This window comes from Microvirga lenta, assembly GCF_020532555.1.
GTDB lineage: Bacteria > Pseudomonadota > Alphaproteobacteria > Rhizobiales > Beijerinckiaceae > Microvirga > Microvirga lenta.
The window spans coordinates 72711-85324 of the sequence record NZ_JAJBBR010000007.1; the positions used below are offsets into that span (position 1 = coordinate 72711).

Annotated in this window: 11 protein-coding genes; 4 read left to right on the plus strand and 7 right to left on the minus strand. The window is 60.0% G+C overall.

The window, feature by feature from the left end:
• Positions 1-128: 128 nt before the first annotated feature.
• Entirely contained in the window at positions 129-380 is a 252-nt protein-coding gene (locus tag LGR44_RS11785; RefSeq protein WP_226740642.1) for a helix-turn-helix domain-containing protein, read from the plus strand.
• Positions 381-700: 320 nt separating this feature from the next.
• Here the strand turns inward: LGR44_RS11785 and LGR44_RS11790 are convergent, their stop codons facing one another.
• The 6 genes from LGR44_RS11790 to LGR44_RS11815 form a co-directional block, all read right to left on the minus strand.
• Entirely contained in the window at positions 701-1828 is a 1128-nt protein-coding gene (locus LGR44_RS11790; protein WP_226740644.1) for an adenylate/guanylate cyclase domain-containing protein, read from the minus strand.
• Between the two features lie 14 nt (positions 1829-1842).
• Positions 1843-2211: a response regulator gene (locus tag LGR44_RS11795; RefSeq protein WP_226740646.1), complete on the minus strand. Its 369-nt coding sequence runs from the start codon at positions 2209-2211 to the stop codon at positions 1843-1845.
• Entirely contained in the window at positions 2208-5876 is a 3669-nt protein-coding gene (locus LGR44_RS11800) for a PAS-domain containing protein (protein WP_226740648.1), read from the minus strand. The genes LGR44_RS11795 and LGR44_RS11800 overlap by 4 nt, the downstream gene beginning before the upstream one ends.
• Complete coding sequence (locus LGR44_RS11805) at positions 5873-6829, minus strand: ABC transporter substrate-binding protein (protein ID WP_226740650.1); 957 nt, start codon at positions 6827-6829, stop codon at positions 5873-5875. Before LGR44_RS11805 ends, LGR44_RS11800 begins: the two co-directional genes overlap by 4 nt.
• 408 nt (positions 6830-7237) lie before the next feature.
• Positions 7238-8209 carry a homocysteine S-methyltransferase family protein gene (locus LGR44_RS11810; protein WP_226740652.1) on the minus strand — a complete coding sequence of 324 codons (972 nt, stop codon included), beginning with the start codon at positions 8207-8209 and terminating at the stop codon, positions 7238-7240.
• 68 nt (positions 8210-8277) lie between these two features.
• Entirely contained in the window at positions 8278-8973 is a 696-nt protein-coding gene (locus LGR44_RS11815) for a Crp/Fnr family transcriptional regulator (RefSeq protein ID WP_226740654.1), read from the minus strand.
• A 176-nt stretch (positions 8974-9149) separates the two neighbouring features.
• Between LGR44_RS11815 and LGR44_RS11820 the strand changes: the two genes are divergently transcribed.
• The 3 genes from LGR44_RS11820 (at position 9150) to LGR44_RS11830 (ending at position 10734) form a co-directional block, all read left to right on the plus strand.
• Positions 9150-9392 carry a DUF1127 domain-containing protein gene (locus LGR44_RS11820; RefSeq protein WP_226740656.1) on the plus strand — a complete coding sequence of 81 codons (243 nt, stop codon included), beginning with the start codon at positions 9150-9152 and terminating at the stop codon, positions 9390-9392.
• A gap of 78 nt (positions 9393-9470) precedes the next feature.
• Complete coding sequence (locus LGR44_RS11825; protein WP_226740657.1) at positions 9471-10091, plus strand: class I SAM-dependent methyltransferase; 621 nt, start codon at positions 9471-9473, stop codon at positions 10089-10091.
• 247 nt (positions 10092-10338) lie between these two features.
• Entirely contained in the window at positions 10339-10734 is a 396-nt protein-coding gene (locus tag LGR44_RS11830) for a response regulator (RefSeq protein ID WP_226740659.1), read from the plus strand.
• Between the two features lie 89 nt (positions 10735-10823).
• Here LGR44_RS11830 and LGR44_RS11835 read toward each other — a convergent pair whose 3' ends face one another.
• Positions 10824-12464, minus strand: coding sequence for an alpha-amylase family protein (locus LGR44_RS11835; RefSeq protein ID WP_226740661.1), 1641 nt, complete (start codon positions 12462-12464; stop codon positions 10824-10826).
• Between the last annotated feature and the right edge of the window lie 150 nt (positions 12465-12614).

A 12614-nucleotide genomic window follows, 5' to 3' on the forward strand; every position in this document is an offset into this window, starting at 1 on the left:
GCTTCACGGGAATGTTATCTCACTAACCCTTAAGGGGAGAGGAGCCGCCGGCTCTCTGTCGGTTTCCCGACAGACGGAGTACGTCGCTCTCGCTATCCTGAGCTTCTCTTAAAGCCAGGAGGAGGGACATGGCCAACTTGCAAAAGTGGACCTTACGCGAGACTACGCACAAATCTCCTGACCCGAGTGGCTGCACCCTGTCGGCGCGAGAGGCCGACATTCTGCGCTCCGTGATGGAGGGAGCGTCGCGTGGAACGATCGCTTCGGAGTTCGGTGTTTCCGAGCGCACCGTGAGAGATCACGTTAAGTCGATCCTGAAGAAAGTTCAGGTCATGCATTCAGATGCGGTGGTTTCAGAGGAGAAGGTCGTTAGCGCCTGATTGATTCGGCACGACTCCGCCAGGTCATGCAGAGCCGAGGAGGGGACTGGCCACTGGTGCAAAGAGGGGCTGCCAGACATGCCTCTCAGAAGAAAAAAGGCCGCTGTTGCCAGCGGCCCGAAGTCTAGGGAGGAAACGCCCAAAAGGGCAGCGATACGACGACGCCGTCGCCATATCGCACTAAGATAATTAAGGCTTGCGGCTTTCTCGAGCAAGCAGAAAAGGGCAGCATTGCTGCCCTTTTGCGTCTGAACAGGCATGCGTTCCATGCATGGTTTTGCAGTCCGACCTGCCCCGATGGAGCGTCCTCTCCGGCGGGCTCATGGATCTGTCGGCGTGAGCTCCAGGACGTTGTAGATGGGAATGGCTCGGCTGAGACCCTTCAGGGCCACGTCGCCGAGAGGGCGCAGAACTGCCGTTCCGTCCAATTGCGAGGCAACTCGTTGCGTGACGAGAATCTGGTTGTCTCGCGCCTCTGAGCAGAGGCGTGCCGCCACATTGGTAACGGTGCCGATGGCCGCATAGTCGAAACGCCCTTCGAACCCGATTCGGCCAAGGGTTGCGTACCCTTGCGCAATGCCGATCCCAAACCCGATCGAGTACCCACGAAGCTGCCAGCTCTGTGCCAGCGCGGTGGTGCGATCCCGCATTGCGATGGCAAGCCGGACGGCTCGTGCCGCCGGATCCGGGCAAGGAATAGGATCGTTGAAGAAGACCATCATTCCATCCCCGGCGAATCGCTCGAGAGTGCCCTCGGCCTGGTACACGAGCGGGCCAAGAGTTGCGTGATAGGCATTCAGAAGGTCCATGACCTCCTCAGGCTCCGCGAGCTCCGAGAAGCTGGTGAACCCGCGCAAATCGCAGAAGAGAACGACAATCTCGCGACGATGATGTTCCAGAATTCCAGCCTGGACTCCTTCGGAGACGATCATGTCGGCGACTTGTGGCGGCAGAAACCGCCTCAACTCCCGCATTCTCTCCAGTTCCCGCACCTGTCGCTGGATCCGCTCCTCCAGGGTTCTGTTCAGCGCGGCCAGTTCAGCGGCTTGGCGTTGAACAGTGTCGTAGAGTGTCTTGATCCGCAGGAGAGAGCGCACTCTCGCCACGAGCGTCGTGGGTTCGAAGGGCTTGGTGAGATAGTCGTCGCCACCGGCGTCCAAACCCGCCACGACATCCTCGACGCTGGACTTGGCCGTCAAAAGGACGATCGGGATCGCCCGCAGGGCTTCGTTTCCCTTGAGGCGGCGGGTCACCTCGATGCCGTCGATCCCAGGCATCATCACGTCGAGCAGGATCAGGTCGGGAAGAATCCGGGATGTTTTTTCAAGAGCCTCGTGACCATTGCGGGCCGTCTCGACCACGTATCCTTGAGCCTCAAGCCGTACTGTAACGATCTCGAGGTTCTCTTCGACGTCATCGACGACCAGGATGAGAGGGCGCTCACGCATGCAGGCTTCCCGGTTCAGTCCAGGAGTTCGCGAACCGTCGCGAGCAACTGGCGAGGGCTGAAGGGCTTCGCAACGTACCCGTCGCAGCCAGCCGCTCGCGCTTTCTCCCGGTCACCCGACAGGGCATAGGATGTGACGGCTATGATAGGAATGGGGTGAAGCGCGGTATCGGCTTTGATCTGGCGGATCGCCTCGTACCCATTGAGAATGGGGAGCTGAATATCCATCAGTATGAGGTCGGGCCGGAATTCCGCCGCTGCTGCGACAGCCGAACGCCCGTCATGCGCCTCCACCAGGTCAAAACCCGCGTTGGTGAGAAGGTCGCGCAGGATTTGCCGGTTGTCTTCGGTGTCCTCTACGATCAGGATCCTCTTTCGCTTCATGCGGCCTCCGTCACATCGCTCTGGCCGAGAGGAAGATCGATCACGAAGGTCGACCCACATCCGAGAGCGGAACGAAGGTCGATTGTTCCACCATGTTTCTCTACGATGCGTTTGGAGATGGCGAGCCCGAGGCCGGTTCCACCCTGCCCGTGAGTGGCTGGATTGGAGCCTTGCTGGAAAGCCTCGAATATTCGCCTTTGGTCCTCCGGCGAGATCCCGATTCCCGTGTCCTCGATAACGATCCTCAGCCGTCCATCCTCGACCCTGACGACGATGTCGATCGATCCTGCCTCGGTGAACTTGACGGCATTTCCGGCAAGATTGACCAGCACCTGCGTAAGGCGCCGTTCGTCACCGCACCCGGCGGGCAGTCCTTCGGGAACCGATGTGCGAAGGGTCAGACCCTTGGCCCGGGCGAGTGGTTCTATCGTCGAGACGGCAGCCTGCACCAGATTCTGGATTGAGTAGGATTCGGCCGCAATCGACAATTCTCCCGCCTCGATCTTCGAGAGATCGAGAACGTCGTTGATCAGGGAAAGCAGGTGACGACCATTCGCCTGTACGCGGCCAAGAACATTCTGCGCTCTGTCGGGCATGGAGCCGTAGAGGCCGTCGATCAGTAGTTCCGTGTATCCCAGAACCGCATTGAGGGGAGTTCTCAGTTCGTGACTCACGTTGGCCAGGAAGCGGGATTTTGCCTGACTGGCCTCTTCGGCGTGCTGCTTGGCTTGACGCAGCGCCTCGTCGCGGGCATGGCGCTCCGCAATATCCCGTACCACGCATATCAGGCCGCCGCCCTGGATCCGCGTCAGTGAGATGTCTTGGGGGAAAGTGCTCCCGTCCCGCCTCAGCCCTACAGCCTCACCGCTCCAGCGACCGTGCTGGAACACCGTCGGCATGGCGTCCCGCTCGATCCGGGCGCGCTCCTCGTCAGTGTAGAGTTTTCGCCAGCTTTTGCCTACCAGTTCGGAGGGATGCTCGTAGCCGAAGATCCGGAGATGGGCTGCATTCAGATATTCATAGGTCTCGTCGGGGGCGAGAATGGCCATACCATCCATCGCCGCCTCCATGGCGGCGAGATGACGGCGGAGAACCTCTTCGATTCGCTTCAGCTCGGTAATATCGAAGTAGGTGAGCATACGCCCTCCGTCGGGGAGCGCGGTGCATTGATACTGGATGATCCTACCGCTTCTGAGGCGCATCTCGCTTGGCGTGACATGGCCTCTTCTGATCTCGGCGATACGGCGCTCCTTGTAGGCCTCCCACTCATCATCCTGAATGTCGTAGATTTGGGAAACGCGGCTCTGCTCCATGTCCTCTTCGAGATTTCGCAGACAGTCATAGAACTCTGCCGGCATCTGCCACAATTCGCGATACGCTCTGTTGGCCAGGCGGATCCGAAGGTCGGGATCAAGGAAGAGGACGCCGTACTGAATGGTTTCCAGGACGGCATTGAGGTCGCGTAGTGCGGCTTCGGTTTCCTTCTTTGCGAGTTTCAGTTGCTCCTCGCGCTTCTTGAGTTCCGATATGTCGTTGAAGGAGGCTAGGAGCGCCGGCTGTGCCTCGTAGTCGGCGATGGCGGCGTTGATGAGGGCCCAATGCTTCGTTCCGTCAGGGCGCCGCATGACGATTTCCATGTCGCTGATGCGACCGTCGCGCGCCAGGATTTCGAATATGCGGGTTCGATCCGCCGGGTTGGCATAGTAGTCGAGTCCGGACGTTCCCTTCATTTCCTCGGGCGAGAGGCCGGTGACTTCCGCCGTGCGGGCATTCGCGTACAGGATCCGTCCGTCTGATAACCGGGTCACTGCAAGTGGGAATGGGGCGAGTTCCAGGAGGCGCCGCTGGCGCTGCTCGGCTGCCGCAATGGCATCGAGAGCTCGTTTCTGCTCCGTGATATCGACATAGGTGAGCATCCGCCCGCCATCGGGGAGGGAGACGCAGTTATAGCGGAGCACCCGCCCGCCGGGAATCCGGATTTCGACAGGTGCCTCGTCGCAGCCGCGAATGCGCTCGACGATATGAGCCATGCTCGTTTCGGCGGTAGATGGATCCACCTCCATGATACGGCAATGGTGGGCGACGAGATCGTGGATCGGTGTTCCATTGGCGATCAACCGATCGGGCGTATTCCACATCTGCTTGTAGGCGCGGTTTCCAAGCCGGATCCTCAAGTCGGGGCTCAGGAAGAGGATTCCGTAATCGATGGTGTCGAGGAGGGCGTTGAGCTCCCGGTGATGAGCCAATTCGCGCTCGGCCCGTTCGCGCTTGGTCAGTTCATGCGCCAGCTTTTCGTTGAGCTTGGAGAGGCTCGCACTTCGCTCGTTCAGCGCGGATTCGCGGGCGTCGATCTGCCGTGCCATCGCCGTAAAGGCTTCTGCCAGTTCTCCGATCTCATCGTTGCGGCGGAAATCGAGCGACGTGTTGAAGCGCCCCTCGGCGACCGATCCGGTGGCTCGCACGAGTTGGCGTAAGGGGATGGCGATCTGCGTCCTCAGGGTCGAGCTCAGAATGAAGAGCTCGAACAGGAGGGCCAAAGCCCCCATGATGAGGATAAGGCGTGCGGTATCCCAGGCGCTCTCAGCGGCAAGGGAAAGAGGGAAGACCGTTGCCAGCGTCCATCCCGGGCCGCCAAGCTTCGTGACCGCAACGACCTCATTGTGCTTTCGGTTGCGCACGACCGTCTGACCGGGATCGCGCTCGCGCACGAGTTCGTGGATCTGCTTGAGATGAGCGTCGTTCGTCTCAGCGACGGGAAGGGAGCCGCTCTTTGCCTGAATGGCATCCATATATCGGGGATGAGCGATGATCCGTCCCTCATCGGAGAACAGAACGTTGTATGTCCCGCCCGTATCAGCGCTGGCTGCCCGTCCGATCAGGTCGTGCATGAGGATGTCCTGGCCGATCTGGATGAGGGACCGGTCCTCGACAATGGTGGGGCGGGTGACCGAGACCAGCCAATCGTTGATACCGTAGTCGAAGTAGAGCTCGGACCAGCGCTCCCGGCCGGACACGAGTGCGGATCCGGCATTGGCGCCAGCGACGACGACAGCGTCCTTCCTGTCCGAGAGCAGGCTCAGCTTGCCTGAGATTTCCCAATCTCCTGCTCGCAGGGCCCAGGGCTGCCCCGGCCAATACATGATGACGGCGCCTTCCGGGGCGATGGCATAGAGGTTGGCAAATTGACTCTGCCAAGCCGGGCCGAACTGGGTGATCAGGTCGAAGGCGGCGATAAGGCGGCGCTTCAGGTCCCGATCTGCGACCACATGCTTGCCGATGAAGCCTGTTACTCCGTATGTGCGAAAAACGTCCTCGCTGAGCCGTGTGGTTCCATCGGGGTGCTGCTGGAAGAGGGCTGAGAAACGCTGTTCGGCTCCCTGAGGGTCCAGTTGGCTGATTTCGCGTTTGTACGCGTCCGCAAAGGTGCGGATGTTGCTGCTCGCAAGATCGAAGATCGCACTCTCACGCACTCGCCTTTGCTCGACGTAGCGCTCAAGGTTTTCCGTTGCCTGCTGCTCAAAGCCGGAGCGGACATGCCAGTAGCTCAGGATCGTAGCGATCGCGACAACGATGCTGATGCGTATGGTGATCTTGCGGAGCGTCTCGCGCGTGACCGAATGTTTCGGTTCCGTCGGTGACGACAGATGCTCATCGGTCGTGGTCATGGAACGGCTCGCGCAAGGGGAGGGGACGCCTTGATCCCCAACTGCTTGGCGATCCGCGCATTGAAGAAGAGTTCCCCCTCTCGATTGTAGGACAGCGGTATGTCGCTGGGCTTGGTTCCCTCCAGAATGTGGAGGCTTGCCTGAGCGACCCAGCGGCCCTGCTCTTCCGGGCTTTTGACGACGCCGAGGAGACTGACCTCCGTCAGCCATTCGAAATCGGTGCCGCTTGGGATTTCGCTGTGCTCTTCGGCCAAGCGACGGGCATCGGCCGGATCCCAGTCGGCGATGGCTCCGACGCCGAGGATCATGAGCATGTCGACTTCCTGCTGGGCGCGCAGGAAGGCCGCCTTCCACTCCGCATACGAGTTGACGAAATAGGTCTTCTCGTACCTGATCCCGAAGAGGCGCTCGTGATAGGCAAGTTCCTTGCGCTTGACGTCCGTGTCCTCCGAGAGGAAGCCGAGCCTTGGCCCGCGAGCATTCTGGCTCATGAGCCGGAGAATCTGCGGGATTGGCGAAACCTCGACCATTCCTGTGGTGTTGCGGTAGGGCAAGCCGTAGATCGAGGCGTCCCAATTGAGACCGCAGAACACGACCGGAACCGAGAAATTGCGCAGGTAGGGCTGAACCAGGTGCTGAGCGGCAGGATCGTCGCTGACGGTAATGACGTCGGGTTTGAACTCCTCGATCACCTGCCTGGCATTGTGAACGGAAGCGCTGATTTCTTCGTCTGCAGGACGTCGTTTGGTATCCAGATGGAAGACCCGCAGCTCGATGTCCCTGTCCTTCAGACCGTCGCGGAGCGCTGCCACGATGCGGTCGTTCCATTCATTTCCAGCATGATAGGAGTCGACATGAAGCACCTTTCGCTGGGCCTGCACCGGCTGACTGTGGATCAGAAGCGCCGCAATGCCGAGCAAGATCAGGTAAAGGATATATGGAATGCGTGGCATACACACCTCCCCATGCGAGGCATGGCCCAATGCCGGCGGCTTGCAACCGAACCGCGGCGGCGGGAAGGGCCCTCCAAGGATGAAGTGCGGTCGAAACGCTGAGGCATGGTGCGAACAGTCCGTGCGAACGTTCGGCTGCCTTAGCGGGAGGGTTGTTTCTCGGGCAGATCGCCTTGGACTTATGCCTCACTGCTGAGCTTTGCTTCACGCACCATAGTATGCGCTCATCCACCCGCGCTCAACTCTTTAGCATGTCGCAAGCCCCTTAAGTGGTACGAACAGGATGATCTTCCTGAATATTGAATTCGGTTTCCGAAACCTTCTCCATGGCAGCGGATCGCTGGTCCGGCTACCGCTCGGCCTTGATCATCGCAAAGGTAACGACGAGCCTCTCGACGACAGGTTTCCTCAGACCAGCTCAGCGGATGGTGCCGCATCAAGTGGGGCGCACGCTTCACAGATGGCTTGAATGTGCGTGTGGTCGGTTCCGCAGCAGCCGCCGATGACGCACAGATGCTTCATCCTCTGCCGGAGGGCTCTATAGTGGCCTCCCAGAGCGGCAGGATCTCCAGGATCCAGCTCCGTGGCGACGTCGAGTTCCGCGTGGCTTAATTCTGAGGCATTGGCCCGCAGACCGCGGATCCGCTCGATCCATGCTCCCGACGCATCGATAACGCTTTCGAAGTGGCTCGGGTGAGCGCAGTTGATCATGTAGTAGGCGGGGCCGCTGCCTGTCGCGGCATCAACCTGTTCGATGGCGCTTTCGAGCGTGTCGCCGGAGGGAAGCCGTCCATCGGTTTCCACGGTGAACGAGATTGCAACCGGCAAGCCATTGGCCTGTGCGCTTCGCACGATGCCGATGGCCTCCTCGGGATATGTAAGTGTCATGGCGGTTACCATATCTGCCTCCGTATCCCGGAAGACATCAATTTGTGCAGAGTGATACCGTTGGGCCTCTTCAGGACGCATTCTGGCGCCGACCCTATAGCCGTCGCCGCGCGGCCCCAGGATGCCGTTGATGACGATTGGGGTGCTGGGCGTCGTGTACCTGTCCCGCACATGGCAGGCGAATGCCACCGAACGCCGCTGAATATCTGCAAGATCGTCGGCCGAGTAGCCGATTTCGGCGCCCCAGTCCGCATTCGCCCGCCACGTGACCGTATCTAGAATGAAGCCGATGCCCTGCCGTCGAGCAATCGCCAAATATGGCCTGAAATAGTCATGAAGGATCTCCTTTCCGCGCTCGCTCATGATGAGGGGAAAGGCGGCAAAGCAGGGTAGGTCCAGACCTTGATGAAACACCAATGTGGTCTCGAGCCCGCCATCCGTGAGGAAATCGCCACGGGACAATTGCGGCAGCTTGGGTCGATGGAAAGCCATGACTGCTCCTCCTTTGCAGGGTATGGCGCAAGATTGGAGTGCCGGCTTCCTGGGGTCTGTGAGGGGAATCACACTGTCCCGTCCGGCTTCGTCCCGTCCTCCGAAGGTGTCGACAGGCGCGACGGCTGCAGGACACGGATGCGGTTGCGGCTCAGTTCCACCAGTCCTTGGCGCCGCCAGGTCTGGAGTTGCCGGTTCACGCTCTCGCGGGTCGCTCCTATGAAGATGGCAAGCTCCTCCTGGCTGACGTGCAAGTCACAGCCATAGTCTTCGCTGAGAGCCACCAGCCGGTGAGCCAAGCGGATCGGCAGTGGCAACAGAGCTCTCTCTTCCATCTGCCCGCTCATCCAACGGATGCGTTCGCACAGAAACTCGATGATACGAACCGCCACGTCAGGCTTGGTGGCAAGAAGATCGAGAAAGTCCCGGCGGCGAACCACATAGAGTTCGGTCGGCTCCGTTGCTACGGCGTCTGCCGTCCGCGGCCTTCCATCGAGAAGAGCGACCTCGCCGAAAACATCCCCGGGGCCGAGCAGGTTGAGAGTGAGGCGCCGCCCGGAGGCAAGCCCGGTGCCGATACGGATCTGTCCGCGGCGCACGGCATAAAGAGCATCGCCCGCATCTCCCTTGAAAAAGAGCACTTCTTCCCGATCGAGGTGCCGCGTCAGGCAAAGCAGGGCTATTGCTTGGATCGCCTCGGAACCAAGGCTGGCAAAGAACGGATTCGCGCCCAGCAGAGCAGTGAGGTTGCGCGGCTCAGCCATGGAATATGCCCTCCGCTTTGGGTGCCCGAGCTCGCGTGATCCTCGTCACAGACCGCGGGCGGCAAGTGCAGCAGTCTCGCCGGTGACACGGGCCGACCACACTGACGGCCTTCGTCACACCAGGGCCGAGCCTGCGGCCGGCCCATTCTAGCAGCCAACATGATTGGAGGCACGCTATGACGTACTTCACCGGTCTACTGATCGGCCCGGAGCGATCCGCTTCCCGATGGAATGTGAGAATCTCCTCGGATTATCTCAACCTTCTAAGGAGCCCAATCGCGCTCGTTCGCGGCATCATTGCCCGGGATCGAACCCGTCGCCAGCTGCTGGAGCTCGATACCCGCCTCCTTCGGGACATCGGCCTTGAGCCGTATGAGGTCTTCCACGGCTGGGCTGAATCCAAACATTCCAAGCGGTGAAACCGGGAGGAGCGGACCTTCGAATTGCACTCTCCCGAGCTGGGTCTTCAGGATCTGCATTCACGACAGAGGACAGTCATGAATCTTTATTCTCGCTATATCGGGCCGAAATTCGTCAGCTGTCTCTGCTCGATGAAGGACATCGAGGCTGAGCGGGAGCGGGTTGTTCCGCTGGCACAAGGGGTCGTTCTTGAAATCGGGATCGGTCCTGGGCTGAACCTTCCTTTCTACAATCCGGGGCAGGTCACGAAGGTGATCGGCGTCGATCCGAGCAGAGCCTTTCTCAATCTGGGCGAAGTGCGCCACCGGGCGAGCCGTGTACCGCTCGAAATCATCCGTGCCCAGGCGGAGGCGCTCCCACTTGGGGATGCCTCCATCGATACGGCCGTGGTCACCTACACGCTCTGTTCGGTGCAGGATCCGGTCCAGGCCCTTCGAGAGGTCAGGCGTGTGCTGAAGCCGGAGGGCCGGGTCCTATTCCTCGAACATGGTCTGTCACCAGAGCCCGGCGTGGCGCGCTGGCAATATCGGTTGAATCCTATCTGGCGCTCGCTCGCCGTGGGATGCAATCTGACGCGCCCGGTAGCGGAACTGCTGAGGCAGGCCGGCTTCCGGTTCGAGAACGTCGAGGAATATTACGTGGATGGTGCTCCCCGGCCAATCGGATTTCACTGCCGAGGTGTCGCCAAGGTCACCTGACAGGAGTGATCAGGCCATCCGGTCCAGACCTATGCAGTTGGCTTGCCTCCGCCGGCGGGGCAGTGCCGAGAAGGTAATTGAAATAATGTATCTTTTGGTTGCGTCGTCCCCCCTTGAAGCGACCTGGAGCCATTGGACGCAGGCAGGATTTTGCACCTAGTGCTTGCAAGGACTCAATGGAACGGTCATGGTTAATGAAAGCCTGCGTGATCCGCATCGAGGGTGCGCTGGGGCCAAGGGGGATGAGATGGGCGAGAGGCGCAAGTGCCGTGTCCTGATCGTGGAAGACGAGGCCATGATCTCGATGCTGATCGAGGACATGGTTCTGGATCTCGGATGCGACATCGTCGGTCCGGCCGCCCGGCTCGATCAGGCTCTCACGCTTGCGCTGCAGGCGGAAATCGACGTCGGATTGCTCGACATCAACGTTGATGGCTCCGTCGTCTTTCCGGTTGCGGACGTGCTGCGCTTTCGCGGGATCCCGTTCATTTTCTCGACGGGATACGACGCCCGCACTCTTCCGGAGCGTTTCAAGGGCACCCCGACTCTGACGAAGCCATTCCTTCACCAGAGCCTTGCCGAGATGCTGACGACCGCCCTGGGAGATGCAGTATCTCCCGAGCCGGCCTCGCTGGCCGGATAAGCTCCCGTTCGGGCGTGGAAAGTTCAGGCGTCTGGGCAGATGATCCCGATGGGGCGATCTGCCCCGCCGGTGCAAGCAGTTGCATTGCGTCAGCGGCGCTCGCCATGTGCCCGGAACCATCTGAATCCATATGGCTCCAGCTTGATCGGTGATGCAGCTTTCTTCATAGACCGATCGTCTTCGCTGCTGAGCAGGGGTCTCATCTGATCGATGCCATCAAGCTGCAGGCGGGCTTCGGCGGGGCGGTCGGCGAGATTGTGGAGGGTGATGACCGTGGCGCCTTCCCAATCGTAGCGAATCGCAAGCAGGCTTGTGTCTTCCGTCTGCAGTATCTCTCCCCGAGCCCAGCCGACTTCCGGGCAGGCACGGCGAGTGCGAACAAGCCGCTGCAGATGAGACATCAGCGACCCGTCCAAATCTCTCTGGGAGGCGACGTTGACCCGCTGATAGGCGAAGGGGCCATCGGATATCACGGGACGAACGAGTTTGTCGGCGGAAGCCATCGAGAACCCGGCATTCGGCTCATCGGCCCATTGCATGGGCGTTCTGACGGCATTGCGCTCTTTGAGAGAAAGATCCTCTCCCATGCCGATCTCGTCGCCGTACCAAAGGACCGGTGTTGCCGGCAACGCGAACATAAGGCTGAATGCCAACTTGAGCCATTGCTCATCGCCGTCGAGCATCGGTGCGAGCCGCCGACGAAGACCACGCCCGTAGAGTTGCATGTCGGGGGCGGGTCCAAATCTGGAGAAGACCTCCTGCCTTTCTTCATCCTTGAGGCGGCCGAGATCGAGTTCATCGTGATTGCGTAGAAAACTTCCCCACTGGGCCTTTAGCGGGATCTCCGGCGTATCTCGCATGATGTCGCGGATCGGCTTCGCATCGCCTCGGGCGAGACTCAGGAACACATGCTGGTTGAGCATGAAGTTCAGGATCATGTGCATACGCTCGCCGCTTCTGCCGAAATACTCGTCGACCTGATCCATCGTGATGTTCGCTTCGGCCAGCATAACGGCCTCGGCACGACGCCAGGACAGAACATCGCGCAGCTCGCGCAGATATTCGTGCGGGTCATGCTTTGGTCTCTCTCGCTCCGGGAGCCCCTTGTACTCGATCAGGAAGGGAACGGCGTCGAGGCGAAAACCGGAGACTCCTAGCTGCAGCCAGAATCCCATGACCTTCTCGATCTCCGCCCGGACTTCCTCATTGGCGATGTTGAGATCGGCTTGGTGCTTGTAGAAGCGGTGCATGTACCAGGCTTCGGCGACCTCGTCGTAGGTCCAGATCGAATCCTGGACGCCCGGGAAGACGACGCCCTCGTGGATGTTGTCGGGCTTTTCCTTGGACCAGACATACCAGTCCCGGTAGCGCGACTGAGGATCTCGACGAGCCTCCTGGAACCAGGGATGATCGATGGAGGTGTGGTTGGCGACGAGGTCGACGATGACCCGTAACCCCCGGTCTTGAGCGGCATGAGTGAAGGCGACGAAATCTCCAAGAGTGCCGAGGCGTGGATCGACGCCGTAAAAGTCCGTCACGTCGTATCCGTTGTCTCGGTTCGGAGACGGATAGAAGGGGAGCAGCCATATGCAGGTCGCGCCGAGTTCCTCGATGTGATCGAGGCGGTCGGCGAGCCCTTGGAAGTCGCCCACGCCATCGCCGTTCGAATCCATGAAGGTTTCGACATCGATGCAATAAATCACGGCGTTCTTGTACCAAAGGTCGAGCATCGAGCGTCCTGCCTTTGTCCTGCTATAGGGTTATGAAGACTCACATCCAAATGTGCATTTCATGGCCCTCAGGAAACGCTTGGCCATGGCAGAGCGACGTAGAAATATGTCCTGTCGCCTTCATCTCCTCCTTCTAGCAATATTTTCAGC